This window comes from Ewingella sp. C233 (assembly GCF_055407225.1).
On the sequence record NZ_JBUZRI010000001.1, the window covers coordinates 540,535 to 567,062 of the forward strand.

At 43.1% G+C, this 26,528-nt stretch carries 26 protein-coding genes, 1 tRNA gene and 2 pseudogenes; 16 read left to right on the top strand and 13 right to left on the bottom strand.

Annotation, left to right across the window (positions count from 1 at the left end; genetic code table 11):
• Positions 1-227: 227 nt before the first annotated feature.
• The 5 genes from ACZRKO_RS02535 to ACZRKO_RS02555 all read right to left on the bottom strand — a co-directional run bounded on the left by ACZRKO_RS02535 (position 228) and on the right by ACZRKO_RS02555 (position 4,556).
• Positions 228-1,439, bottom strand: coding sequence for a relaxase/mobilization nuclease domain-containing protein (locus ACZRKO_RS02535; protein WP_463735690.1), 1,212 nt, complete (start codon positions 1,437-1,439; stop codon positions 228-230).
• A complete protein-coding gene (locus ACZRKO_RS02540) occupies positions 1,408-1,806 on the bottom strand; it encodes a hypothetical protein (protein WP_463735691.1) in 399 nt (132 codons plus the stop codon). The genes ACZRKO_RS02535 and ACZRKO_RS02540 overlap by 32 nt, the downstream gene beginning before the upstream one ends.
• Before the next feature lie 163 nt (positions 1,807-1,969).
• Positions 1,970-3,586 carry a hypothetical protein gene (locus tag ACZRKO_RS02545; RefSeq protein ID WP_463735692.1) on the bottom strand — a complete coding sequence of 539 codons (1,617 nt, stop codon included), beginning with the start codon at positions 3,584-3,586 and terminating at the stop codon, positions 1,970-1,972.
• Positions 3,580-3,801 carry an ABC-three component system middle component 7 gene (locus ACZRKO_RS02550; protein WP_463735693.1) on the bottom strand — a complete coding sequence of 74 codons (222 nt, stop codon included), beginning with the start codon at positions 3,799-3,801 and terminating at the stop codon, positions 3,580-3,582. Before ACZRKO_RS02550 ends, ACZRKO_RS02545 begins: the two co-directional genes overlap by 7 nt.
• Positions 3,798-4,556: an ABC-three component system protein gene (locus ACZRKO_RS02555; RefSeq protein ID WP_463735694.1), complete on the bottom strand. Its 759-nt coding sequence runs from the start codon at positions 4,554-4,556 to the stop codon at positions 3,798-3,800. The genes ACZRKO_RS02550 and ACZRKO_RS02555 overlap by 4 nt, the downstream gene beginning before the upstream one ends.
• 367 nt (positions 4,557-4,923) lie before the next feature.
• Here ACZRKO_RS02555 and ACZRKO_RS02560 point away from each other — a divergent pair, with 367 nt between their 5' ends.
• From ACZRKO_RS02560 to ACZRKO_RS02570, 3 genes are read left to right on the top strand one after another with little or no spacing between them, the layout of a single operon-like run.
• On the top strand, positions 4,924-7,833 hold the full coding sequence (locus tag ACZRKO_RS02560) for a hypothetical protein (RefSeq protein WP_463735695.1): 2,910 nt from the start codon (positions 4,924-4,926) through the stop codon (positions 7,831-7,833).
• A 3-nt stretch (positions 7,834-7,836) separates the two neighbouring features.
• Positions 7,837-8,286, top strand: coding sequence for a response regulator (locus ACZRKO_RS02565; RefSeq protein ID WP_463735696.1), 450 nt, complete (start codon positions 7,837-7,839; stop codon positions 8,284-8,286).
• Positions 8,283-9,434, top strand: coding sequence for a phosphorylase family protein (locus ACZRKO_RS02570; RefSeq protein ID WP_463735697.1), 1,152 nt, complete (start codon positions 8,283-8,285; stop codon positions 9,432-9,434). The genes ACZRKO_RS02565 and ACZRKO_RS02570 overlap by 4 nt, the downstream gene beginning before the upstream one ends.
• A gap of 324 nt (positions 9,435-9,758) precedes the next feature.
• Here ACZRKO_RS02570 and ACZRKO_RS02575 read toward each other — a convergent pair whose 3' ends face one another.
• Together ACZRKO_RS02575 and ACZRKO_RS02580 are read right to left on the bottom strand one after the other, a co-directional pair.
• Positions 9,759-10,568 (bottom strand): tyrosine-type recombinase/integrase, encoded by an 810-nt coding sequence (locus ACZRKO_RS02575; protein ID WP_463735698.1) that lies wholly within the window; start codon positions 10,566-10,568, stop codon positions 9,759-9,761.
• Between the two features lie 238 nt (positions 10,569-10,806).
• On the bottom strand, positions 10,807-10,890 hold the full coding sequence (locus ACZRKO_RS02580) for a hypothetical protein (RefSeq protein WP_463737449.1): 84 nt from the start codon (positions 10,888-10,890) through the stop codon (positions 10,807-10,809).
• Positions 10,891-11,299: 409 nt separating this feature from the next.
• Between ACZRKO_RS02580 and ACZRKO_RS02585 the strand changes: the two genes are divergently transcribed.
• Complete coding sequence (locus ACZRKO_RS02585; protein WP_463735699.1) at positions 11,300-11,494, top strand: hypothetical protein; 195 nt, start codon at positions 11,300-11,302, stop codon at positions 11,492-11,494.
• Positions 11,495-11,529: 35 nt separating this feature from the next.
• Here ACZRKO_RS02585 and ACZRKO_RS02590 read toward each other — a convergent pair whose 3' ends face one another.
• Complete coding sequence (locus tag ACZRKO_RS02590; RefSeq protein ID WP_463735700.1) at positions 11,530-11,931, bottom strand: hypothetical protein; 402 nt, start codon at positions 11,929-11,931, stop codon at positions 11,530-11,532.
• 126 nt (positions 11,932-12,057) lie between these two features.
• Here ACZRKO_RS02590 and ACZRKO_RS02595 point away from each other — a divergent pair.
• Both ACZRKO_RS02595 and ACZRKO_RS02600 read left to right on the top strand, forming a co-directional pair.
• Positions 12,058-12,888 (top strand): annotated as a pseudogene (locus ACZRKO_RS02595) (DUF6387 family protein).
• A 166-nt stretch (positions 12,889-13,054) separates the two neighbouring features.
• Positions 13,055-13,186 (top strand): AlpA family phage regulatory protein, encoded by a 132-nt coding sequence (locus tag ACZRKO_RS02600; protein ID WP_463735701.1) that lies wholly within the window; start codon positions 13,055-13,057, stop codon positions 13,184-13,186.
• On the opposite strand, the pseudogene ACZRKO_RS02605 reads toward ACZRKO_RS02600, so the two are convergent.
• The 4 genes and pseudogenes from ACZRKO_RS02605 to ACZRKO_RS02620 form a co-directional block, all read right to left on the bottom strand.
• Positions 13,157-13,468, bottom strand: a pseudogene (locus ACZRKO_RS02605) (recombinase family protein); the annotation flags it as partial. The gene ACZRKO_RS02600 and the pseudogene ACZRKO_RS02605 overlap by 30 nt on opposite strands.
• A gap of 527 nt (positions 13,469-13,995) precedes the next feature.
• Positions 13,996-15,252, bottom strand: a complete 1,257-nt coding sequence (locus ACZRKO_RS02610) for a tyrosine-type recombinase/integrase (RefSeq protein WP_463735702.1) — start codon at positions 15,250-15,252, stop codon at positions 13,996-13,998.
• A 179-nt stretch (positions 15,253-15,431) separates the two neighbouring features.
• Positions 15,432-15,506: transfer RNA gene (locus ACZRKO_RS02615), tRNA-Arg, on the bottom strand.
• Positions 15,507-15,595: 89 nt separating this feature from the next.
• Positions 15,596-16,531 carry a formate/nitrite transporter family protein gene (locus tag ACZRKO_RS02620; RefSeq protein WP_463735703.1) on the bottom strand — a complete coding sequence of 312 codons (936 nt, stop codon included), beginning with the start codon at positions 16,529-16,531 and terminating at the stop codon, positions 15,596-15,598.
• Between the two features lie 249 nt (positions 16,532-16,780).
• Between ACZRKO_RS02620 and ccmA the strand changes: the two genes are divergently transcribed.
• The 10 genes from ccmA to mlaA all read left to right on the top strand — a co-directional run bounded on the left by ccmA (position 16,781) and on the right by mlaA (position 24,803).
• Positions 16,781-17,410: a cytochrome c biogenesis heme-transporting ATPase CcmA gene (gene ccmA / locus ACZRKO_RS02625; protein ID WP_463735704.1), complete on the top strand. Its 630-nt coding sequence runs from the start codon at positions 16,781-16,783 to the stop codon at positions 17,408-17,410.
• Positions 17,400-18,059, top strand: coding sequence for a heme exporter protein CcmB (gene ccmB, locus ACZRKO_RS02630; RefSeq protein ID WP_463735705.1), 660 nt, complete (start codon positions 17,400-17,402; stop codon positions 18,057-18,059). Before ccmA ends, ccmB begins: the two co-directional genes overlap by 11 nt.
• A 184-nt stretch (positions 18,060-18,243) precedes the next feature.
• Entirely contained in the window at positions 18,244-18,978 is a 735-nt protein-coding gene (locus tag ACZRKO_RS02635) for a heme ABC transporter permease (RefSeq protein WP_463735706.1), read from the top strand.
• Positions 18,978-19,256 carry a heme exporter protein CcmD gene (ccmD, locus tag ACZRKO_RS02640; protein ID WP_463735707.1) on the top strand — a complete coding sequence of 93 codons (279 nt, stop codon included), beginning with the start codon at positions 18,978-18,980 and terminating at the stop codon, positions 19,254-19,256. Before ACZRKO_RS02635 ends, ccmD begins: the two co-directional genes overlap by 1 nt.
• Complete coding sequence (gene ccmE / locus ACZRKO_RS02645; protein WP_463735708.1) at positions 19,253-19,747, top strand: cytochrome c maturation protein CcmE; 495 nt, start codon at positions 19,253-19,255, stop codon at positions 19,745-19,747. The genes ccmD and ccmE overlap by 4 nt, the downstream gene beginning before the upstream one ends.
• Entirely contained in the window at positions 19,744-21,711 is a 1,968-nt protein-coding gene (locus tag ACZRKO_RS02650) for a heme lyase CcmF/NrfE family subunit (protein WP_463735709.1), read from the top strand. The genes ccmE and ACZRKO_RS02650 overlap by 4 nt, the downstream gene beginning before the upstream one ends.
• 2 nt (positions 21,712-21,713) lie before the next feature.
• Positions 21,714-22,265, top strand: a complete 552-nt coding sequence (locus tag ACZRKO_RS02655) for a DsbE family thiol:disulfide interchange protein (RefSeq protein WP_463735710.1) — start codon at positions 21,714-21,716, stop codon at positions 22,263-22,265.
• A complete protein-coding gene (locus tag ACZRKO_RS02660) occupies positions 22,262-22,798 on the top strand; it encodes a cytochrome c-type biogenesis protein (protein WP_463735711.1) in 537 nt (178 codons plus the stop codon). The genes ACZRKO_RS02655 and ACZRKO_RS02660 overlap by 4 nt, the downstream gene beginning before the upstream one ends.
• Positions 22,795-24,006 carry a c-type cytochrome biogenesis protein CcmI gene (ccmI, locus tag ACZRKO_RS02665; protein WP_463735712.1) on the top strand — a complete coding sequence of 404 codons (1,212 nt, stop codon included), beginning with the start codon at positions 22,795-22,797 and terminating at the stop codon, positions 24,004-24,006. The genes ACZRKO_RS02660 and ccmI overlap by 4 nt, the downstream gene beginning before the upstream one ends.
• A 32-nt stretch (positions 24,007-24,038) precedes the next feature.
• A complete protein-coding gene (mlaA, locus tag ACZRKO_RS02670) occupies positions 24,039-24,803 on the top strand; it encodes a phospholipid-binding lipoprotein MlaA (protein WP_463735713.1) in 765 nt (254 codons plus the stop codon).
• A gap of 74 nt (positions 24,804-24,877) precedes the next feature.
• Here mlaA and fadL read toward each other — a convergent pair whose 3' ends face one another.
• Entirely contained in the window at positions 24,878-26,155 is a 1,278-nt protein-coding gene (gene fadL / locus ACZRKO_RS02675; RefSeq protein ID WP_463735714.1) for a long-chain fatty acid transporter FadL, read from the bottom strand.
• Positions 26,156-26,528 lie beyond the last annotated feature (373 nt).

Below are 26,528 nucleotides of genomic sequence, written 5' to 3' on the forward strand. Positions count from 1 at the left end.
TGAACCTATGATTAAGAATGGGTAAATAGACTAGTCAAATCAGTCTGTTAGAGACTATGCGTAAAATGATATTTTGACTGTTTTTTGATTCATAGCAAATCACTTGTACCGATCGATAAATATCAATTGATAGTTTGTGTCTATCATGTTTGGCATTATAGATCGGTAAAAACGATCGATTGGGGTGCTTAGAAACCGCGTCATTGCTGGTCAAGATGGATATTAGGTTAGATTTTTAAGCGAGATTTCGTGTTTTCAAGAACATCTATTGGGGGGCTAGAAGGGGAAAAATTTAAATCGATTATTTTAGCGCTATTGATTTTTGTGTGAGGCTTAGGGCGTTTGAGGATGAAGATTTTTAGCTTTTTCAAAACAGCAAGGATTGAGTCCACATACGGAATGGCTTCTAACCAACGAATCGATAGGACGATTAAGCTTCGTTTCGGAATCTCTATGTGTTCTTCATACTCACCAGCACCAGCACCAGCACCAGCACCAGCACCAGCACCAGCACCAGCACCAGCACCAGCACCAGCACCAGCACCAGCGTTAATTTCAATGGCAAGGTCAACGTCAGTGGCGGGGAAAAGGAGTGGGGAGGCAACATCACTGCAAAGCTTCTGCGCTGGTATATCACTCCCAAGAGAATGTTTTAATCGCAGTTGAAGGTTCTTCCAACCGTATTGTTTTCCAAGTTGAGATGCTTTCAACGCAATTCCTGCGTATTCAAAGGAGAAGCCATTCATTTTTCCGGTTGAAGCTATATTCACCTTGGTCGTTATGCCCTTTACCAATAGAGCATCAATGAATTCCTGGTAAGACAGCGGCGTTGCGGTGATCTCATCAATCGCTTCTTGGATTATAGCTTTCGAACACTTCCCGCCAGTTCTTTGCTCCATTTGTTCTTCGTTACGTGATTTTTTGCTTTTTGGCTTTAACTTTAAAGACGCAAAAGGTGAATTGCTTTCTGGTCCTCTAGTTTTAGTCAGCTCATGGTCGCGTTCTAACTCATGAATGATACGAGTGCTGATGAGATTTTCGTTCCTACCCAAGTAAAGTTTGCCCCCGACCATATCGATTCTGCTGGCGATAATGTGTATGTGTTGGCCTGCTGAGTCATCATGTAGGACATAGCAGCGTAGGTGAGTATCATTGAACCCCATTCTCTTCATGTAATCATCTGCGAACATAACCCATTGTTCATTTGACAGCGATTCACCGGTGGGTAGGCGAAGCGAGTTGTGCCAAACGGGTTTTTCTACTTCCGGACGAAGTTTTTTGCTTATATCGAACTCTGTGATCAGTTCAAGTGCAGAGTCGTTCAGCAGGTTCCCGCCAATGACGGTTGGATCGCTTCTATGGTGGATTCCCGCTTTTAATGCGTATAGGACTACGCCAGTGAAGCCCTTACCTCTGCGTATCTTCTGCATTCCCTTCATCGGGTTTACTCCATATGTCTGCATTGATGAGTTTCTGGCGAAGCTCTCTCAACTCTCGCTTAACAGCGAAAAATTCTGTATGGGTAAGCTTGCTGTCTTTGCTTTTACTATCTATATGGGTAGCGATACGATTTAGTTTTTGAGATATATCAGATATGGCTTTCCAAGCCTCTGTATTGATTTCAGGTATAACAGGTGGTAATTTCTTAAGGAAAGCCATACGTAAACATTCGCCTTTGCTTTTTTCACCACGCCTTGCATTGAGTAGCTGCAATTCATCTTTATTAAGCCTTACACTGACACAATATATTCTAAGAAGGTTTTCTGATATATTAGCCCTGCTAATGTGGCTGGAAATGTTATCCATATGAACTCCTTTCATATCTTATAATTTATATATATGAGCATATTCCATATGCTCTCTAATATTTATATTTCATTCTTGAGAAATGTCAATGTGGTGATTTCATAATGGAGGGAATTATATAAAATGGCCACCGTTCTCAATATCTAGTAGCCATTCTAAATGATTATTTGTTTTTGGATTCAATATTCCATGAGAATTTAAATGCGGGATATTTTCTACTTATCCTCATAAAACTTGCTTGTCGCAAAATTGACCTTGTATTTTCACTATAAATATTTAGTTGATCTAGTGATATAAAAACTTGTTTATCAATAGTATTTAATGTGTTAACTATCTTTTCTATAGCTGCGACTTCAACATTTTTGAAAATAATCGAATCCTCAATGGCTATAGGTAATTTTGTTGTATGTAAAAAACTCACATCCAATGCCAGCATATTTGCATAAGATTTACCTGTCCCCGAATCAGAATGATGTTCGAAAAGATAATTAGTATCACTGAGAATTATCTGGGGAGGTATTCTATCTGGACCATAGAATTTAGTGTTAAAGAGTTTGAGGTTTTCATTTAATAAGTTTGAGATTTTTGACAGGATTTCTTCAGTTTTTTCTTTCAGTTCTACTTTTATAGCTGTAGAGGCTTCCTTGATATCATCCTGGCGTTCTCTGTAGTTAACAGTATCTTCGACTTCTTTTTTCTTTATAGATAAAGACAATACTTCATCAATAATCTCGTCCGGTCTATCTACTGATGCTGCTATTTCTTTAATTTTGAGATCAATCAAACTAATTCCCATATCGATCTCTTTTAATTGGTACATAAGACGTTCTTTTTCTTTTTTCAACTCATCACTTAATATTTTTGAAATTGATGAATGGAAACCTTCAACCTCATTTAGCTTTTCAATGTTAACAGTTGGGAAGAAATCGACAACTTTGCTAAAATATCTTTTGGGAATAGGCTTGGTATCGGAAATATTTTCTTCAATCCTAAATAATTTACTTGCGAGAGAGTTTTTTTGTTTTAGATATTTATCCTTCTCGACAGCTAACGTTAGGCTTTTTTCGTCAAGAATAGCTTTTATGTTGGCTGCGAAAAGATCTAAATCTTTTTTTATGATATCAATTTTATTGTCGATAACATTTAGATCTTGTTTTGCTTGCCTATATTCTTTTAAATTTACTTTTTTGACAAAACCTTGCTTGAACGCAATATCAATATTTTTTCTTTTTACTTCATTTTCGGCTTTCTTTTTTTCAATTTCTTCAATTAAATTATAATAGTCGAAGGATTTTATGAGGAACTCTTTGATTGAAGCATATCCCTCACCTGTAAAGCGCAAAAGAGGTTTATTAGGATTGTAATTATCTTTTCCCCAAATTCTGGAAAATCTTGAGATTAAGTCTCTTAATGAAGGGTCGTTTGATGAAAATCCATATTTCTGAGCCAAGAAAGTTCTAAAATCTACAATTGACCACTCAATCTTTTCTTCATTGAGTTTAAAAAACACACTACTATGAGTTTCTGTTTTTCTTGTGAAATTATATGATTTCCCGTCAAATTCAAAAGTGAAGTCGATATTTAGATGGCCAACTTGCGAAATAACATCTTTGCATAAGGTTATAAAATCATCCCCACCAAAAACAAAATCAATTAACATTAAAACTGATGATTTACCGATGGAGTTGGCACCATTCTTAGGGCCCAATATAGTATTTAAACCTTTTTTGAAAATTAATTCTTTTCTAATTAGTTTTTCACAGTATATATTCTTTAGCATTTTATTACCGTCCCATTGGCTGGGTTTAACATGATTTTCTCTAAAATGAACAAAAAATCAAGTGAGTAAACAAACTCGTCCAGAGATGAAAAATTGCTTAATGTTTTTTTGTATAAATCAGTAATATTAATTTCGTTAAAGTCAGTCTCTAAGATGATTGTCATCTTATATAATATTGAATCTTGGATTGAGATAGATTTACTTGGTGTAATCATGAGTAAACCTCGCAATTCTGGATAAAAAAACAAACCAATACTTCCGCAGCTACACTATTAGTTTCTTTAGTGTTTATTTTTATCCAATTAATTAAATGATCGTATATCTCAGATTGAGATAAATTATCTCTTTTTAAAGTTAGGTAGTATGTTTTAACTTCATTGAATATTATTTCTGAAGTGTTTGGGATACGTTGATCTAGTTGCTGGAATAGTTTTTTTATTTCAGAGTAAAAATAAGTAACTTGAGCCTTGATCTTTATTTTAAAAGCAGGGCCAGATTCTGAATTAATTTTGTCATCAACTCTCATTGCCTTGTATGATAATTGTGAGTCTTCACTTGGCTCAAGTGTTGATAGCTTATCAATTATCTCTTTTATATCTTCTTCAATCTTAAAATCATATTGCCTGTTTTTGATTTGTGCAGCTTGCCTTAACTGCTTTTTGATAGCGCATATTTCCCGATAACCCTCAATCGTTCTTGGGTTGTCGAACAACTTATGACAGTCTCTACATAAGGCAATTAAATTATCTTCGCTATCAACATCATCACAAAGAAGTGGCTCGTTTTTTAGTAATTCTTTTTCACCTTTACGAGGAGAAAAAGGATATATGTGTGCTACTTCATAGATCTTTATTTTTCGTTTGCCATTCTGAACCATCAAAGGTTTAGAGCATTTTGGGCAAAGACCACTCACCTCATCATATAAAACTATATGCGTATTATTATTGATGTTCCTGCGTTCTTCACCCACTAATGACTCCTTGCGAAGGGGAAATAATATTCTTTGGATATCTTTTTATTATAACATCAATAGGATTTAGCATTAGTTGCGAAGAATGTGATCGAAATCACATTTGCGGCAGGTGTTGCATCTTATGTCTAACTTTATTTAGAGAATTATTATTGTTCTGTCTTAGATTTTTTCAAGCGGAGCTGTGCGGGAGCAGTGTGATTATCCAAAAAGTTAGGTTGTTTTTCTTTTCAACCAAAGGGCAGAAAAGCAAGGTAACTTAGTGAAGCGTAGCTTCGATAAGTTAGCCCTTGCTTAAAAAGATAAATCCAATTAAGTTATAATGAGACTTTTCTAATACTCTTTTCTTGGATCTAAGGATAGCTCTATGCTTGATTGTGTGTTCTCATCCGCTGGTAACAAAGATTTAAACTACTCAATCTCAAATATTTCTAATATTAGTGCAAGGAATATTATCAGAGGTATTTTGAATAATGATAATAAAGGTGATGTAACTAAGGCTCTTAATAAAGTCAAAGGTGTATGCAACAAAAATCAGTATAAAGAATGCGTAAGTGTAATAAGAGGTAATGAGCTTTTTAGGTTTAACAATTATTCAAGATACTTTATAGATAAATGTCTTCTTGTAAATGACCAAGAAGAAATTGGTTCACTCGATGAGATTTTTCATAATATTGAAATGAATTCAGGAAAGTTAAAGTTAGTGTTCGAGAAGTATGGCTGTCTATATAGAAGTGTCTACCAAGAAGATTATGAAAATTCTTTGCTGTTGATCAATGAGATAATAGATGGTCATGGTGTTTCTATTGTTTTATTAAAATTAATTTATTTAATAAAAACTAAATCTCTTAATCAAGAAGAGGGGGGTATAAAGAAAGGATTAGAAGAAGCGTTAAAGAAAATACAGGTTTCACGAGTAAAAAAAATAGATGATGCAATAAAATGGATATCCTTGTCTAAAGATGAGTACTTTAATTTTTATGGGAAAATCAAATATGATAAAAGTGAATATTATGCTGACTGGATAATCAGAAGTTTCTTAGATCCTTTCCCTGCTGATAGTGAATGTTATTTTTCTACTCTAAATGCATTCTTCTCATTTTCACTCTTGGATTCAATAATTTACATTTTAAACTGTGAAAGGATTAAGCTGCCTTTTACATTATTATGTCGTGAAAATTTTGAAGAGTTAAGAGTTGAGTTTGAAAAGTGGTCAGAATATTATCCTGTAAATAAGTCAAAGGAAGTAAGCGAAGATGAATATGTTGACCAGTCTTTTTACAGGGGAGCTTTTCTTTTAGGAGAGCTTGAGTGGGTTTTTAAATATAGATTAATTCACGAGGCTTTCTATCGGAAAGATGAGGCTGGATATTTTCAAAGGCCTCCTTTACAACAAAGGCTAATTAATGAATATTTTGGTGAGGTTTCAAGTTTTGATGATTTGAGGTTAAAATCTATAGATAATTATGTGATAAATTTTGAAAAGTATAATAAAGATACCTCAGGTCACCTGGAAAATACAACTGCATTAATTTATCTTTTGGAAAAAAAAGAAGGCGATATTTCAGGCTCGGAAGAAGCGTTCATTAAGATAATGACTTATACTCATGATGTTGGTGAGATTTGTCCAGAAAGAATCCTTACTAGAATACTTAAAACAAGCAATAACTCTGATATTTCTTTAATAATTTCATCATTATTATTCATAAAGCATAAAACAAGGAAGGCAGAGCATGTTCTCAGAGCAAACCTTCAAGAAGTTATTGTTGGGAATTTTAATTCAGATATCATAGCCATGATAGTTCACTTTTATGAAGTATCTCCTGCGGTAACTGAGCACTTTATAAATCTTTGTGATGAAAACTTCTTAAGTAAGCTATTCGATTTAACTGAAAGGCCGATTGATGCTATTAACAATAGGGCAGAAATCCTTCAGTGGTTTGGTGTGATCAAGAATGACCAACATTATATTGAAAAAGCGAAAAACCTCAGGACTGATATAAAAATAAGTAAAGAAAAAGGCACGATCGATGACTCCAGGATCTATGTAGATACAACAAAATATATTCAGTGGTTAAATGACAATAAAATTAATCAAATATTGAATTATTTAGAAATGCTCGACGTTAGTAATTCGGTCGAAGCTTCTAATTTCAAAGCTAATTGGCCCAAAGCTAAATCAGGCCTTACTGTAATAGATTGTATTGCATCAGAAATTTTAAGTTGCTACGAAGAGTTTTGTGTCAATAATTTGTTCGGAGTTGCTTCATATTTGGGAAGAAGAATAAGACATGGAACATTTAAAGGAACTGGGCTGAAGGATATTAATGATATTCAAAATTTACCCAAATTTAACTTGTTAAAAACTAACAGAATGTTTAGTGAAAATTATAACTCATGGATAAGAAACTATACACAAATGTTAGATGAGTTAAAAAATGGGTACCTACATATCTATAGCAAAAATAAGCCCAATGGTTTTCTTAAAACTGAGTTGCTCTCTAAGTCAAAAATATTAATGGCTGATCATCTCTTAAGAGACTTGCTAAACTCATATTTAAAAGATCCCAGTGGCGCACATATACCTTATATTATAGTTGAGTATTGCTGGCGATTTATTGAGGAGGATTTATCAGATATTAGAAAGTTGTTGATGGAGTATAAGTCTAAGTATGGGGTTTTTAACATTGTAAACCATAATTTTACCGGGTCACTGAAGAGAGATTATCAGGATTTTGCATCTAATATAAATTCAGTATCTGCTGAAAAGTTTAGAACTATATCTTCTTGGTTCAACAAACCTTCAATAGTATCTCCTACTACGGACATAGTTCTTCTTTTCAAAGCAGTTGTCTCTGAAGTCAAAGGATTACTTAATGATTATGAACCTCTAGTGAGGGTCTGTGATGACCAGTATGAAATTAGCGGTGGTAAATATTTTGCAATTTACGATGCTCTGTATTTAATAATACATAATGCTGCAAGGCATGGTAAAAGTGATGGTAATTTATCCTTGGAAATTAGATTTGATACCAAAGTTAAGGCTCTAAATATATCAGTTCAGTCAGAGTTTAAGGATGGAGAGGATTTTAGTTTTAAAAAAATCGAAATTGAAAGGAAACTTGTTGAAAATAATGAAGATGCAAATGACATTGATGAGAAAAGTGGTCTAAAAAAACTTACAAGAATGGAGGATGATAATTTAATAAAGAATTTAGACTATTGCTTTGGAGATTTAACTCTTACCATCTCTTTTGACTTCCTGATGGATTATTAGTTTATGAATATATTAATCGTAGAAGATGATTTTTTTAAGTACTCTAAAATTATTCAAATAATCAATTTGACGAGAGACGACATTTTAATCGAAAGGTGTGATAATGTTCATGCAGCGGTAAAGTATGTTAAGTCAAACAATCCTGATAAAATAATTCTGGATATGTCACTTCCAAGTCATGCAGCAAAGATTGGTGAAGGAAGCCCTATACCAATGCCTGCTGGAGGGGTCGAGATTCTTTTGGAGTTGAGTTATAGAAACAAAGAAAATATACCTGTGTTAATATTAACTCAATACGAAGAGATTGAAATAGAAGATGATTATTATTCAATAGATAAAGCTGGGGCAGAGCTTGAGAATCTATATGGTTTCAGTAGTGTGAGTGTGTCGCTATATGATAACGACATTAACGACTGGCACGGTAAATTGAAAGAATTTATAGGGGCATTATGAATATTTTATTGATTGAAGATGAAGTTAGTAAGCGCGATAATTTAACCAAAATTATTAATAGTGTTTCCACAAATGACCAGAAAAGAATAGAGAATGCTATTAGTCTTACCAGTGCAAGGAGAAAATTATTATCTGAAAAATTTGATTTAATAATATTTGATATCTTCCTCCCCCTTAGAGATAACGATCAAGAATCGATAGATGTTTCTGAAGATATTTTAGGCGAGTTTAACCATAGTGATAATTATCAAACCGAAGCTATTGCGATAACAAAATATGAACTTGAAGATATCGAAAATATTGAATCTTTCAATGTGATGGGGGTTACAGTAGTCCATTACACTGAAAGCAGTGATTCATGGAAGGATAGCTTAAGGCAGAAAATTACTAAAATTAGCGATAAAGCTAGGTTTGATTTCTTAATATTTTGTGCTTTAAGTAAAGAACGAGATGCCTATACTCAGACTTTAGCTCAGATCGGTGAAAAGAAAATAATCAAAGGCCTGGATTGCTTAGAAGTAAGCATTCAAGAGCATAAAGGATTGTGCTTATTACCCCCAAGGATGGGCTTGGTAAATATGGCAATAACTGCCGCTAAAGCCATTGAACTTTTTCAACCAAAAATTGTAGCGATGAGTGGTATTTGCGCTGGCATTAAGGGTGAAACAAATTACTTAGACTTGGTAATTGGTGATACTTGTTGGGAGTATCAGACTGGAAAATATAAAGATAAAAAATTTGTTCAAGAACCATACCAAGTTTCTTTAACAAGCGAAATAAGAACTGAAATAAGTCACTTCATTGATCATCAAGATGTAGTGGAAAGGATTAAAAGGAATTTATACCAAAGTGAGCTATCAACTTCTAATATCTTGTTGGGACCATTATCATCTGGTTCTGCAGTGATTGCAGATGATGCGAAAATGAAAGAAGTAGGTAACCAACATCGTAAACTGAAAGCAATTGAAATGGAAATGTATTCTTTATATGAGGCTGCCTATCAATCACAATCTAAACCAGAATATTTTGGGGTAAAGTCAGTTGTTGACTTAGGCGATAAACTAAAAGATGATTCTTTCCATGCCCCCGCATGTGTCCTGTCAGCAAGGTTTGTGGCTGAGTTTATTAAGTACAAAATATGTAAATAACTTAATGCCTTTATATTATTTATGCTATGCCGCCACCTTTTATTTGGTGGTGGCATTAGAGATTCTTCTTAAGGGTATCCAAGGATTTATTCAGTGGTAGTTTTAATGTAATTATTTTATAAGAATTATTATTTTTGCTTTATTTAATGGATTTTTCACTAATTATTGACGTGCATTAGCCTCCCTTATCTATTTTTTTTGGATAGCGTTTATTCATGACCATTACACTAAGTAAATTTTTAAAAAAAATTATTTTCTATTACAGATATGTTTTTGTAAAAAATATAGATGCCAAATTTTAATTTTATGACGCTTTAATGGAATTCATAAGATTATGTGTCCCAGTAATGCTGATAATGATTCAAACGCATCCTTTCTTTCCTCAAAGTAGTCGTATCTGTCATAAATCCCTTCAACACCTTTGAGTTTATGGTTCAAACACCTTTCTGCCACATGTGGAGGAACTGACAGTGAAGCAAAGCTCCGAGTCGTTCTTCTCAGATCATGAACTGTAAAATATGCAATATCGCCCATAACGTTTGGCTGTTGCTTTTTCCTGCCAGGCTCGATATCAAATAGCTTCGCTATAGCTCTGTTGAGGGTATCTTTTCCCATATGTTGATTCTCACTGGATCTGCAATTCGGAAAGACATAATCAGAACTAAAAGCTCTAACCTTAAGCTCTTTCAACATCTCAATCGCAAGTGGTGGCAGCGGAATTATGATGCCTACACCTGATTTACTTCTCTCTTTTGGTAAATTCCATGTTTGATTTTCCAAATCGAATTCTGTCCAAGGAGCTTCTGTTAGCTCGCTTTTGCGAACAGCAAGGAGCAGTAGTAGGGCACCGGCAAGGTAGTTATCACGAGAGAAGCTGTCAGAGTGTTCTCTGAAAACTTTAAACACCTGAGTAATCTCTTCTAAGCCCAATGCTCTTTCTCTACTTTTTTCGATTCCACCTGCATCATTGACCTTAAACGCAGAAGCTGGATTGTTTAACAATAATCCTAGTTTGATTGCATGGTCGAAGAGTTGCTTAATGTAGAGCAGAGCATCATTTGAAATGGTTGGTCTTCCACTATCTGTAATTTTTTGCAGAATGGACCGGACATCAATGTGAGTTATCTTTGCCAAAGAAAGTTGACCAATCGTTGGAGCAATATCATTTTTATATCCTTTCTGGGATTTGGGGATGCTTCAACCGTTTAACGAGATCTTTGTTCCAGTCTTCAAACAATCCATCTACCGTGGTGAGTAGCTTAGTCCATTTAAGTTTCCGCTCAGCAATAGGGTCATCTCCGGTGGCAACTTTTCTTCAGGTATCTTCAGCGTGATTACGTGCCTCGGACAGAGATAGATGCGGGGCCTTACCTTAGGTGATTTCTCGTCTCTTAGAGCTGATTGTGTATCGAAGCATCCAATATGACTTACCTTTTGGTGGGACTTTCAAATACAAGCTGCGCCCATCTCCAAACTTCTCCGTTTCTCCTGCTTTGATGAGGGCCTACTTACTCCCCATCAAAGCGAAAAATTGAATGGCTTATGTATTTATTTAACTATCAAACAGAATTGAAAAGCTTTAATTATTTACTGTACGGCCCTCAAAAGTAATATAGAAGTCTACTTACCTCTTTATCAATGTCACCGAATATAGCTTAAAGGAATAATTTTAAAAATATATCGGGTAATTATGTCTGATATTATGTTGAGAACCAATGAAGATGGTTGTTAAGTGACTAAAGCAATGATCTTAAATGAATTTCACCATTTAAATAAATATTTCTCTAAAGGAATATACAAATTTCAAATAAATTTGACAAAATAATAACATGATGGATATATTAAAATAAAAAGGAGATGGTTTTATGAAAAAAATCACATTGGCAATTTTTATTACTATGAATATAATATCTGCAGTTTACTTTCTTAATCTAGGAACAATAAATGTTAGCGGATTCTGGGGGGGCTTTTTTTCTTTTGTAGTGGCTTTTTCTGCTGCATACTTCCCAGCAATTATTTTTATTTGTAATCATTCTTTTGAAGGAAAAGCCCGAAAGTAAATTAATATATTCAGGCCGAATTAAATGCTTATTTATTACTTTTCAGACGCATATGAAAATACTGCATCGCAAAAAGCCACGCAACATTTAGTGGCTACAGCTATTGCTAGAAAATATGCATAAAATGCAACAGCGTAAGAACTAAAAAGACTGACGAAAGTTAAATTTGGAATATCTAATGCAATCCTCAACAAAAATAAAGAAGCAGCAATCGAAGCAGGTATGTAAATAATAAAATCGACTATTGCCTTCAAAGATTTACTATATCGAACGTATGTACACCATGTAATTAGCAAGGAGAAAATCAATGGTAAAAAAATCAATAAATAACCCAAGGGGTTAGAGTTAAATAAATATGCAATCACTGCAAGGAAAGCAGAGCAAAATATAAGTAGCAATATTGCAATATTAAAAGCTTTTTCAGGAAGTTTTAACATACTAAAATCCTTGTTAGTGAGAAATGAGATAAGTTGAGAGTTGCTAATTCCAGATGGGAATTTTAGAGTTCAATATTAGATCCATACAAGATTAATAGTAAAGAAAAACTTATAAAAAACTAGTCAATAGAAAATACGAAAGAAGTCAAAGCATGGCTGAATATCCATAATTACCGAAAATTTGAAGACATTTCTTTGAATATCTTGTATCACGAACATTGGGCGAGGACTTTACTCTTCAAGCCGTGGCCAACCAAAGAAGAAAAGCGAGGTCTTGCTGGAAACATGGGGCAGATTTTTCGTAGTAAGCCCTTGCTGTTCAAGGCTGAGCAATTGAACTACTTGGACGATGATCAAACTTTCCAAAATCCCCCCACGTCCTCATTACAGACATTACCAGGCTGGCGCAACTTAGCATTACGGTCCTGAAAGTAAATCTCATTTCTTGGGAGAAGGGTAGCGATGAGTTTACCGTTAATCTTCCTCACCTTGAGGCCTACGTTTCGACGGTAATGTCTCCAATATGTGAGAAGAATGTTTTGTTGGAGATAGACTTTGCGATAGGAATCGACAACGAAATCACAGAATCAATTAAATCAGAACTTCCGCAATGGAGGCGGGTAAAAGGTCTAGAAGCTAACGAGTCAAGGCGCAGTACGCTTTGGTTACAAGAAGATTATCTCTTATCGTCTCATTGTGATGATCGACATGCTGTTGTGGGCAAAAAGGTATGTTCTCCGAGTCTCTGACGACAGGCTTTCAAGGCTTTTAGATACAGACGAAGACGATGAAGCCGTTATCTGGCTGAATTACCATATTAAAGATGCTGACAGACACCTCTCTAGGAAGGCTGCAACCATTGATTTTATACGTCAGTTAAACTTTTTCATTAATCGAAATCTTCTCCTAAAAAACATGAGAGTTTCAGAAGTCATGAAACTTATTGATTCTAACTGATCCAGCCCTCTGCGGCTCTGTTGTTACGAGCCACGCTAACTGAATTTTTCCTATCCCGTTACAATTGCTCTCGTCGAAACCGAAATGAGGAGAGCAGTATGAACACACCAAGAACATGATTCATTAGACTTCCAGAAGTGCTATCGAGAACGGGATATAAGAGATCATGGGTTATCGATTAATTTCTGATAATCGATTTCCACAACCTATCAGGTTAGGTTCACGAGATATCGCTTTTATAGAAGTAGAAATTGACCAGCAAACACTTTTAATGAAAGGTTCGTGCTTCATACCTTAGCGTCTGCAAAGTTAATATTTGAATTTCTGACGATTCATCTAGTAAGTTCACAGCACAGAAAATCACTTTAAAACCATGTAAGTTAAGTAAAAAACTATAATTACCAGCCTCATGATTATCTTGAAATCTGCCAAAGCGACTAACATCATATACCAAGACAGCCGCTATTTTTATGGTATGAGTTACGACATCTTGGATCAGCTTGTTAAAACTATCCCTACCGTCTTCTGATATGGGACTATCGTCCCGGTCATCATATGTTCCTAGGGTTTTCATATTGTGACTTTGCGCATATTAGGAGATGAACTCAGCATAGTTTTCAACTGTGAAGATTTGATGTTCAGTTGACATCCTCAAGTATTGAACAACATTAACCTTATGAGCTTCCTGAATTTTATTTATCATTATATTGCCTTGATGCAACTTTATTAATTCATCATGGTTAAAAGTTGATCTATTTTGAGTTGTTGAACTTTTTTTAACATCTTTTTTTAAAAAATTTTGCTCTCGAACAATAGATATAGGGATTGTTATCTAATGATGGTTTGAAATGAAAAGGCGCCTAGATGGGTTTTGTGTAGCTTTTAGGTGAATTGAAATTTGGACATTGGTTAAGTCGCAAGGTGTGGGCATTTTTTTGTGTAAAAGAATGCCCACACCTTATCCTGTATTAGCAAGCTAAGTAATTGATAAAGTTAATGATAATTCAGACAAAAACAAGGAAAGCTCTGCATTCATAGCGCTCTTAAACAAATGCATGCTTTAACAAGAACCCTATTCATCGGTGAATTTGAGTACCCATAAGTTCGCTAAAATCCAGCTTTGTTACAAAATGAAAAAGGAGTCAGTTCTCTTTCTTCACATGCATCAAGGTAGTCAGCCCACCACTGGAGCATTAGTTTCCTTTCTTCGAGATGTTCTGCTTTGTGTATATATGCTGCTCGAACGGAGTTTCGTTCTTGATGGCTCATTTGACGTTCAACAGCATCTCTTGACCACTGTCCAGACTCAATTAGAGCACTACATGCCATGGTTCGAAAACCATGTCCACATACTTCCGTCTTAGTATCGTAGCCCATAGTGCGCAGGGCCTTGTTGACAGTGTTTTCGCTGATTGGTTTGTCATCACGACTAAAACCTATGAACATAAGATCTTTATCACCACTGATGTCATGAAGTTTTTCGAGCAGGGTTTTGGCTTGTTTACTCAATGGAACCAAATGAGGCGTTTTCATTTTCGAGCCTCTGCCAGAATACTTAACTCCATCCAACTCTTGACGTTCTCCTGGAATCGTCCATATGCCGTTTTTGAAATTCACTTCTGACCAGCGCGCAAATCTCAATTCGCTTGAACGGATAAAAGTCAGCAGAGTTAATTGAACAGCAATTTGGGTGATACCTTTGCCTTTATAAGCTTCAATTCGTCTTAGAAGCTCAGGAAGCCGTTCGAAGGGGAGAGCAGGGCGATGAGTGCTTTTAGGTGTTGTTACGGCACCTGAAAGGTCATAGGCGGGATTTTGGTCAATCAAAGCGTTATGGACGGCATATCGCATTATAGCTGTTATGCGTTGTTGTAAACGAGAAGCCACTTCAAGATGCCCGCTTTTCTCAGCGTTTTTTAGCGGAAGCAATAAATCACGGGTTTTGAGTTCAGTGATGTTCCGTTTACCAATAACTGGAAACAGATGAGTTATTAAGCTGTTTAACACCGTTGTTCTGTGACTATCAGACCATGTTCTGTTGCTCGAATGCCAATCTCTGGCTACCGTTTCGAATGTGTGCAAACCTTTTTCTTCAATCTTTTCAGATTTTCGCTTCTCACCAGGATCGATGTTGTTTGCGATTAGCTTTCTTGCTTCGTCTCTTCTAAGGCGTGCAGTAGCAAGAGAAATTTCAGGATAAACACCTAACGCCAACATTTTTTGTTTGCCTGAAAAACGGTATTGCAGACGCCAATATTTCGAACCGCTTGGCTGAATTAGAAGGTGCATACCACTACCATCAGTCAGCTTTACCGGCTTCTCAGCAGGTTTAGCGTTTCTGACTTTTACCTCAGTAAGTGCCATTGAGAACCTCCCATGCTGATGGTATCTGCATTATCGAACTTACCATACCAACATAGATACCAACAAAACAAGCAGGATGTTGATAAAAGCTATTGGAATTAAGTGGACAAAGAGATGGGGTTAACTTACTGAATTTATGAAATAAAATGGACTTGAGTAGACGTTCGTAGATATTGAAATGGTGTCCCCTACAGGAATCGAACCTGTAACTAGCCCTTAGGAGGGGCTTGTTATATCCGTTTAACTAAGGAGACACGGACGGTGTTGAAACCGCCCGCGTAGTATACCCGTTTTTGTCACAATAATAAGATGTTAGCCGGTCGTTTGGTTGTTTCGTCGCCAGTTACTGCGCTTTATTGCTGCTTTCGGGCGACTTGTTTGCATTCTGTTTCTTGTTAGCCTTGGCCTTTTGGGCTTTGTTCTGATTGCTCATATCGTTGCGGATTTGTGCGTGGCTTATCAGCGCGAAAATAAAGGTACCGCCGATGATGTTGCCGGCGAGCGTCGGCAGCGCGAACGGCCAGACGAATTCGTACCAGGGGATAACTCCTGTGAACACCAGATACAAGATCTCTACCGAACCGACCACAATGTGAGTCAGATCGGCGATGGCGACCAGATACGTCATCAGCATGATCACCCATATTTTTGCGGGACCCGCCGACGGCAGCATCCAGACCATGGTGGCAATCAGCCAGCCGGAAATAATGCCGCTGACAAACATGGCTGTTGGGGCTTTCTCCATGATTTTTAAGCTGATGGCGCGGAAAGCAGCGTCGGTATCGGCATCAAAGAAGGGCACCAGATGAAACGCCAGTGCCGCGCAGGCGCAGCCAATCAGGTTGCCTGCCAGCACCACGCCCCATAGCCGTAGCAGGATTAAATGGTTTTTCAGCGTAGGCTTATGCATCACCGGCAGCACGGCGGTGACGGTATTTTCGGTAAACAGCTGCTGGCGGGCCATGATCACAATGATAAAACCTGCGGTATAACCGATATTCTCAATAAAGAAGCGCTCGGGCGTGTCGGGTAGGCGTGCGTGCAGAATACCTTTGACCATTAATGAGGCGCTGATTGACAGCCCCGCCGCAATTGCTGACCACATCAGCGCCAGCCCATCACGCTCCAGCTCCTTCTCACCTTCAAGGCGGATCTGCTCATGAATAGCCGCTGCGGGTGAGGGCAGATTCTCCTCATCCACTTCAATCTCCGTTCCCTGCGCGTGTTCTTCGCTGTCGACATCAACGCCGGACGTTGTGTGGTTATTTTCCTGATTCATAAGCTGTTCCCGCTCTGGTCTCGTAAAGGATGCCGTTTAAGCATAGATGACGCACTACGCAGACGCTGCGGGAACTGTCTGCATCTGCCCAATAAGTAACAAGATTTTTATCTTCGTACCGAATGGAACATATTCCCGCATTTATGCTGGTTTTTAGGGATTTGGCGGGAGTAAACGCTGAACCGCAGGCTGCGACGCGCGGGATGCTTATGATATGATGCACACTTGTGAAATTTACGGGATGCGCCCATGTTTGAAGCCCTTAACCTCAGTTGTGTTCGCGATGAGCGAACCCTGTTTAGTGGCTTAAGTTTCACCATCAAACCCGGTGAAATGGTGCAAGTTGAAGGGCAGAACGGGGCGGGTAAAACCAGCCTGTTGCGGATCTTGGCCGGGCTGTCGTCGCCGGACGCCGGCGAAGTTCGCTGGCAGGGCGAAAACACCCACCGTCAGCGTGATGTTTTTCACCAGCAATTACTGTTTCTGGGCCATCAGCCGGGAATTAAATCTGTTCTGACTGCTTATGAAAATCTGGCTTTCTATCTGTCCATTGAGGGTAAAACCGACGCCGACGCTATTTATCAGGCGCTGGAAAATGTCGGTTTACTGGGCTATGAAGAGGTAACGGTGGCGCAAATGTCCGCCGGGCAGCAGCGCCGTGTGGCGCTGGCGCGTCTGTGGCTGACCCGCGCACCGCTGTGGATCCTTGATGAGCCGCTGACCGCCATCGACAAGCAGGGCGTGGCGACACTGATTGCGCTGTTTGAAGCGCACGCCAGCCGTGGTGGTATGGTGTTGCTGACCACGCATCAGGACTTGCAGGGCATTAACCGCAACGTGCGCAAACTCCGTCTGACAAGTGAGCCTCATGTTTATTAAAATCCTGCGTCGTGAGCTGAAAATTGCCTTTCGTAACAACGCGGAAATTATTAACCCGCTGTGGTTTTTCATTATCGTGATCACGCTATTTCCGCTGGGGCTGGGGCCAGAACCGCAACTGCTGGCGCGCATTGCGCCCGGTATTGTTTGGGTTGCGGCACTGCTGGCCTCGCTGCTGTCGCTGGAAAGATTATTCCGTGATGACTATCTTGACGGCACGCTGGAGCAACTGCTGTTACTGCCTTCACCGCTGTCACTCACGGTGCTGGGGAAAGTATGCGCTCACTGGGTAGTGACCGGCTTACCGTTGCTGCTCCTGTCGCCGGTGATCGCCTTACTGCTGTCGCTGGATTTTGCCACCTGGAAAGCAGTGGCGCTGACGTTGCTGCTGGGCACGCCGACGCTGAGTTTCATCGGTGCGATTGGTGTGGCGCTGACCGTCGGGCTGCGTAAAGGCGGGGTACTACTCAGCCTGCTGGTGCTGCCGCTCTATATTCCGGTGCTGATTTTTGCCACCGGCGCTATAGATGCCGCGTCGATGAGTATGCCGATTGGCGGCTATCTGGCGATCCTCGGCGCGATGCTGGCGGGCAGTGCGACCTTGACGCCTTTTGCTACAGCGGCGGCGCTGAGAGTCAGCGTTCACTAAAATATTTACCTGTCGTTACAAAATGGCAGAAAAAGCGCAACCTTTGACTAACATCACGATTCCCTATAGGGAACAATAGAGCGATGCCCATAAGTGCGGATGATTTGACGTCAGACCGCGCAAGAGCCCACTGAGGTTTCATGGCATACCACACAGTGTAATTTTAGAGTGAGCAACGATAACAATGTGGAAATGGTTACATCAACTCGCGCGGCCTGAGCGGCTTTACCATGTCTGCGGCCGCTTTATCCCGTGGCTTGGCATCATCGGTATTGCCTGCCTGCTGATTGGCTGGGTCTGGGGCTTTGGTTATGCGCCGCCGGATTACCAACAAGGTAACAGCTACCGCATCATGTACATTCACGTCCCGGCGGCCATCTGGTCGATGGGGATTTACAGCGCCATGGCGATTGCGGCCTTTATCGGTCTGGTCTGGCAGATGAAAATGTCCGATCTGGCGCTGGCGGCCATGGCGCCGGTCGGTGCTGTGTTCACCTTTATTGCGCTGGTCACCGGTTCCGCCTGGGGTAAACCGATGTGGGGCACCTGGTGGGTATGGGATGCGCGGCTGACGTCAGAACTGGTGTTGCTGTTTCTCTACCTCGGCGCGATTGCGCTCTATAACGCTTTCGAAGACCGCCGTCTGGCGGGGCGCGCGGCAAGCATTCTGGTGCTGGTCGGCGTGGTGAACATTCCCATCATTCACTATTCAGTGGAGTGGTGGAATACGCTGCATCAGGGTTCGACCAATATGCAGCAATCTATCGATCCGAGTATGCGTTATCCGCTGCGCTGGGCCATCTTCGGCTACCTGTTCTTCTTTATCACCCTGACGCTTATGCGTCTGCGTAACCTGATCCTGCATCAGGAGCGTCTGCGTCCGTGGGTGGCAGCATTGGTTAATAAGGAGCGCCGCTGATGAACGCTGCATTTTCCAGCTGGCAGGCCTTTTTCAATATGGGCGGATACGCCTTCTATGTCTGGCTTTCGGTCGCCGCTACCCTGATCTCCCTCATTGCGCTGGTGGTGCATACGTTCTGGCAGCGCAGCCATATTCTGGCCGACGTGCGCCGCCGTCAGGCACGCGAAAAACGCATTATACAGTCCAATATTGAGGCGAAAAAACGCCAGGGCGCAGCGGGTGAGAAAAACCCTGCGCCAGTGAAACCGGACCTGTCCGGGGAGACGTCATTGTGAATCCACGTCGTAAAAAACGCCTCTCGCTGGCATTGGTCGTGCTGGTCGGGCTGGGGCTGAGTATTTCGCTGGTGATGTATGCGCTGCGCTCGAACATTGATCTGTTCTATACGCCCAGCGAGATCCTGCAGGGAAAAGGGGAAAACCACGAAATGCCATTTGTTGGCCAGCGCCTGCGCATTGGCGGCATGGTGATGCCCGGTTCCGTAAAGCGTGATCCGAAAAGCTTGCAGGTCAGTTTCAAAATATACGATGCGCGCGGAGCGATTGCGGTCACTTACAACGGCATTTTGCCGGATCTGTTCCGTGAGGGGCAGGGCGTGGTCGCGCAGGGTGTGATGCAGGCTGACAACGTGGTGGAAGCCAAGCAAGTGCTGGCGAAACACGATGAGAAATACGTACCGCCGGAAGTGGAAGAAGCCATGAAAGACAATCACAAAGGACCAGCGGTGAATTACGTTGGCAATACTAAAGGAAACGCCCCCTCATGATGCCGGAACTGGGAACCTTTTCACTCTGTCTGGCTTTAGGTCTGGCAATACTGCTGAGTATTTACCCGCAATGGGGCGCCGCGCGGCAGGATAGCCGCATGATGGCGATGGCCCGCCCGCTCTCTTACGGCATGTTCGCCACGATCACGCTGGCCTTTATTATTCTGGTTCACGCGTTCGTCGTGAACGACTTTACCGTAGCCTACGTCGCCAATAACTCCAACACGCTTTTGCCGGTCTACTACCGCATGGCAGCCACCTGGGGCGCGCACGAAGGCTCTCTGCTGTTATGGGTGTTGTTGCTGAGCTGCTGGACACTCGCCGTCGCGCTGTTTAGCCGCCAGATGCCGCAGGATGCGGTGGCCCGCGTGCTGGCGGTGATGGGAATGATCACCGCCGGATTCCTGGTGTTTATTCTGCTGACGTCCAATCCGTTTATCCGCACCTTGCCGGGCTTCCCGGTGGACGGCAGTGACCTGAATCCGGTGTTGCAGGATATCGGGCTGATTTTCCATCCGCCGCTGCTCTATATGGGGTACGTCGGTTTCTCCGTGGCTTTTGCTTTTGCGATCGCCTCGCTGATGGCCGGAAGGCTCGACACAGCCTGGGCGCGCTGGTCTCGTCCGTGGACGCAGGCTGCCTGGGTCTTTCTGACCATCGGCATTGTGCTGGGTTCTGCCTGGGCGTATTACGAACTGGGCTGGGGCGGCTGGTGGTTCTGGGATCCGGTCGAAAACGCCTCCTTTATGCCGTGGCTTGCCGGTACGGCGCTGATCCATTCACTGGCCGTGACCGAAAAACGCGGGACTTTCAAAGCGTGGACGGTATTGCTGGCGATCACCTGTTTCTCGCTGTGCCTGCTCGGGACTTTCCTGGTGCGTTCCGGTGTGCTGGTTTCGGTACACTCGTTTGCCTCTGACCCGGCGCGCGGCATGTTTATCCTCGCCTATCTGGTGATTGTCATCGGTGGTTCACTGCTGCTGTACGCTATCAAAGGCAACTCGGTGCGTGCGCCAAGCCGCCATGAACTGCATTCGCGCGAAAGCTATCTGCTCGGCAACAACGTGTTGCTGATTGCCGCGATGCTGGTGGTGCTGCTCGGTACGCTGCTGCCGCTGATCCACAAGCAGCTCGGCATGGGCAGTATTTCCATCGGGGAACCCTTCTTTAATACAATGTTTACCTGGCTGATGGCTCCGCTGGCGCTGCTGCTGGGTATCGGTCCGCTGGTGCGCTGGCGTCGTGATGAACCCAGTAAACTGTGGCGTCGGTTGGGCGTCGCGCTGGTGGTGACGCTGCTGCTGTCGATTCTGCTGCCGTGGCTGTTGCAGGACAAAATCATTGGTATGACCGTGGTCGGTCTGCTGATGTCGGTGTGGGTGATTGTGCTGACGCTGATGGAACTGCACGAACGCGCCACGCACCGCCATACTTTCTGGCGCGGTCTGACGCATCTGTCGCGCAGTCACTGGGGCATGGTGCTCGGCCATCTCGGCGTGGCGGTGACGGTGATTGGTATCGCCTTTAGCCAGAATTACAGCGTCGAGCGCGATGTGCGAATGAAAGCCGGTGACAGCGTGGATATCCACGATTACCACTTTGTTTTCCGCGACATGCGCGACATTCAGGGCTCGAACTATTCAGGTGGTGAAGCCAATATCGACGTGACGCGCAACGGTAAATTAGTGACCACGCTGCACGCTGAAAAACGCTACTACAGCGTGGCACATACCATGATGACCGAAGCGGCTATTGACGGAAATCTGGCGCGTGATCTTTACGCCGCGCTGGGCGAAGAGATGGACGACGGTTCGTGGGCGGTGCGGCTATATTACAAACCTTTCGTCCGCTGGATTTGGCTCGGCGGCATCTTTATGGCGGTCGGCGGTATCTTCTGTATTCTCGATCCGCGTTACCGTATGAGTAAAAAACTCAAGAAACAGAGCAAAACGGAGAGTGAATAAGCATGAACCGCAAACTCCTCTTTATTCCGTTAGTGCTGTTTCTGGCGCTGGCCGCCGCGTTGCTGGTGCAACTGACCCGTAACGCCAACGGCGATGACCCGACGCTGCTCGAATCCGCGCTGATTGGCAAACCGGTGCCGGTATTTAAACTGGAATCCTTATCGGAACCGGGCAAAACCTATGACCAGTCGGTGCTGCGTGACGGCAAACCTATTCTGCTTAACGTCTGGGCGACCTGGTGTCCGACCTGCCGCGCGGAACATGAATATCTGAATACATTGGCAGCTAAAGGCATCCGCGTGGTTGGCCTTAATTACAAAGACGACCGCCAGAAAGCCGTAAACTGGCTCAATACGCTGGGTAACCCTTACGCACTGAGCCTGTATGACGGCGACGGTATGCTGGGGCTGGATCTCGGCGTATACGGTGCGCCAGAGACTTTCCTCATCGACGGGCAGGGCATTATCCGCTACCGCCATGCCGGTGATATGAATGATAAAGTGTGGCAAAAGGAAGTCCTGCCGCTGTACAAGAAATATGGCGGTGACGCATGACATATTTCCGCTCCCTGACCGCACTGCTGCTCGGATTGTGCCTGAGTTTTGGCGCATTTGCCGCGATTGATACCTATCAGTTCAAGTCGGATGCGCAGGAGCAGCAATATCGTCAGATAACTGAACAGTTGCGCTGCCCGAAATGCCAGAACACCAGCATTGCAGCGTCAGATTCGATTATCGCCGCCGACATGCGTACCAAGGTTTATCAGCTGCTCAATGAAGGGCAGACGCGTGAGCAAATCGTGCAATATATGGTGGCGCGCTACGGCAACTTTGTGACCTATGAACCGCCGGTGACGCCTTCGACCATTATTCTGTGGCTTGGGCCGCTGCTGTTTGTGCTGATTGGCGCAACGGTGATTGTCATGCGGTCGCGGCATCAGGCCGGCAGCGTCATGGCTAACAGCACGGCAAGCGTCGTGACAGAAACAGAGACTTCACATTCAGAACTCTCATTAAAAGAACAACAGCGCCTGGCGCAGTTACTGACTGATGTAACGAAGAAAGAGAGCGGCGGGAAAGGATCATGAGTATTTTTTGGCTGATCATTGTGGTGATGTTGATCATCGCCGTGGCACTGTTTGTTGTACCGGTGTTGCGTGGCGAACGGGCTGAGCACACGTCACGGGACGCGCTGAACAAAGCTTTCTATCAACATCGCCTGAGCGAACTTGAGCAGGACGAAGATCAGGGCGTCGTTGACGAGCGTCCACAGCATATTCGTGAGCTGCAGGAGAACCTGCTGAGCGATATTCCCGAAGAGCAACAACGCGCCGGGCAGCCGATAGGCCGCTGGACGCTGGTGCCGGGTGTGCTGCTGCTGGTTCTGGTGTCGCTGGGCTTCTATTTATATACCGGGGGGCTCGGGCAGGTAAGTGCCTGGAATCAGGTTATGGAACGTATGCCTGATCTGCGCCACCGTGTGGCCGACGAGCATTCTCAGCCACTGACCATGATGGACGTGCAGGATTTAGGTCTGGGGCTGCGTACCGATTTGCAACGTGACCCGACGAATGCCAAAGACTGGATGATGTTAGGCCGCGTTGGCATGGCGCTGAATAACGCCAGCACTGCGACGCAGGCGTTCGCGCATGCCTATCAGCTTTCACCAGACGATATGGATGTTAAGCTCGGTTATGCCGAAGTGTTAACCCGCTCTGCGGAACCGCAAGATAACATTAGCGGCGGGAAACTATTACGCAGTATGCTGGAACAAAATCAGGGCAATTTACGCGTATTGAGCCTGCTGGCCTACAATGAATTTGAGCAGGGGCATTATCCTCAAGCGATAGGTGCCTGGCAGTTGATGTTGAAAATTCTGCCAGATGGTGACAAGCGTAGCGATATGGTGCGCGCCAGTATTGAGCAGGCTAAGGCTAAATCAGGGCAGGATAACGTGAAGTTAGCTATCAATGTTGCCCTGTCCGCTGAAGCCGCGAAGCATCTTCCTGAGGATGGCACGGTATTTATTTCCGTTACTGATGGCAGCAGCCCGGTGCCGGTTGCGGTGAAAAAACTGCCGCTGAGCCGTTTCCCGCTGGCGATGACCATGGACGACAGCAGTGCCATGATGCCTGAAAGATTGCTTTCTTCATTGCATCAGTTAAAAGTACGCGTTCGAATTTCACAAAACGGTTTGGCCACGCCATCTAAAGGCGACTGGTACGGTGACAGTCCGCTGACTGATTTTTCCGGCAATGGACAGGTCAGAATTGAGATCAATCAGCAGGTTCCCTGAAAGCGGAACCGAAGAAAAATAGGGAGATAGCCATGAACTTACGCCTGACTGGGCTGGCGTTTGCGACCGCATTATTGATAGGGTGTGCCGGGACATCATCGGACAGCGAACCGCAGGGGCGTTCTGATCCGCTCGAAGGTTTTAACCGCACAATGTTTGATTTCAACTACAACATCATGGACCCATATGTACTGCGTCCGGTTGCTGTAGCGTGGAAAAACTATGTGCCGATGCCAGCGCGTAACGGGATGACCAACTTCTTCGATAACCTCGACGAACCGGCGAGCATGGTCAACGCCTTTGCACAGGGTGACCCGTATCGAGCGATGATCCACTTCAACCGTTTCTTCCTCAATACCTTGTTAGGGATGGGCGGTCTGATTGACGTGGCTTCAATGGCCAACCCTAAACTGGCAAAAGAAGAGAAACGTGGCTTTGGTACCACCCTTGCGCACTACGGCGTAGGTTATGGTCCTTATGTTCAGCTTCCGGCTTACGGCAGTTTCACGCTGCGTGATGAAGGTGGCGACACGGTGGATTACCTCTATCCGATGCTCAGTTACCTGACCTTCTGGATGTCGGCAGGTAAATTTGTGCTGGAAGGCGTGGAAACCCGTGCCGAATTGCTCGATTCCGATCAAATCCTGCGCAACTCTTCTGACCCTTACCTGATGGTGCGTGAAGCTTACTTCCAGCGTCACGACTTCCTGGCAAGCGGCGGTAAGCTGACGCCACAGAATAACCCGAACGCCGCGGCGATTCAGGGTGATCTGGACAGTATCGACTCGGCGAACTAACCGAACCGATGAGTTTTGCATAGCTAATAAAAAAGCGCCTCGCGGCGCTTTTTTTGTCTATGAAATAACGTCTATCAGAAGGTGTAGTTGAAGTTAGCACCGTACAGCATCGCCGTACCTTTGGCCTGGAACTCATAGTTAGGCAGGCCAGCACTCGCGCTTTCGCTGATGTTCACCGTCTGACCATGCATGTAGGAAACACCCACATCCACCGACGCATCTTTGTTAAACGCATAAGTGGTACCGGCGCTCACCCAGAAGCGGTCCTGATCCGGAATGGAGATGGTGCGGTTGTCGGCAGGAACTGGGCTGTCATCAAACGCGATACCGGTGCGGAAGGTCCAGTTATCATCGTAGTAATAGGTGGTACCCAGCGCGATGCGGTAAGCATCCTGATAGCCTTCATGCTTCTCAAACAGCGTCTGACCATTGTTGCCGGTGGCTTTCAGCTCCTGAAATTCGCTCCAGCTGGTATACGCCAGGCTGTAGTGAATTGCCCATTTCGGCGCCACTTTGTTATAGCCTGACACTTCCCACATTTCTGGCAGATTCAGGGTCAGTGCGCCAGGAATGGTGCTGCCGCCTGTACCGCCTAGCTGCGCAGGAATGCCGTTTTTGTACTCACCGTCAAAGTCGATATTTACTTTTGAACGGTAGGTGAAGCCGTAGCGGTTATTGTCGTCGACTTCGTACAGAATACCGGCGTTCCAGCCGTAACCCCACTCATGTCCCTTGAGGTCGGCCACTTCTGTACTTGGGCTAATCAAACCGTGGGAGCTGATAGGACCTAATTCACCCGCATTACGGGTGATTTTTGCGTTGGCATAAACGGCATCAAAGCCGACACCCACACTGAAATGCTGGTTAACGCGATAGGCTGCACTCAGGTTGGTATTAACCGTGGTCAGATCGGTTTCGCCACCCAGAGGACCGGCTGCATAGTCATCATTAAACTCTGTTGCCAGACCATAGTTGGAGGTGGCAGAGGCGCCAATCGCCCACTGGTCGTTCAACGGCATAATAAAGTGAATGTTCGGGATCCACTGGTTCGGTGCGATATTGTCCGCATCCGTACTGTTCCCCGTGAGAGGTGAACGGCCAGTAATATTAACGTCCGGGTCAACGTAAACAGCTCCGGCTGAGAAAGACGGGCGGGAGAACATGGTCATAGTAGCTGGGTTACGGCTGCCGGATGCTGCGGAATCAGCAATGGCGCCTTCACCTGAAAACGAACGACCAAGACCGGCTGCGGTGTATTCATTTAATTGAAAACCGGCCGCATACACATTTGATGAAACAATTGCCACTGCAGCTGCCAGAGCTGATCTTTTAAACAGGTTTTTCTGGTTCATGACCAAAACCTCAATTTTATGTTTTTATCAAACAATGTTACATCAAGTAACAATGAGCGCAGGATTGTAGGGTTCGTTCTCAGTCTGACAAATCAGACCAGTGAGCGAAGTATAGGTCCGACCTGTACGTATGTTGCAATCATGTTTCTTATATATTTCCAGTTTGATGTTAGAAATTAGATCCGCTTAACAAAAAACAAACAGTTTGAGGTGAACTAAATAACGTTTAAGAGGGATATCAGAGATGAATTTAACGAGCCATTATTATTTCTGTGATATTAGTCACTTAAAAGTCACACAAAAAGTAAGTGCTAGGCGCAAAGCTCAGGCAGGCGTAAAATAAAGGCTGAAAATAACTTCTTTAATGACAAAT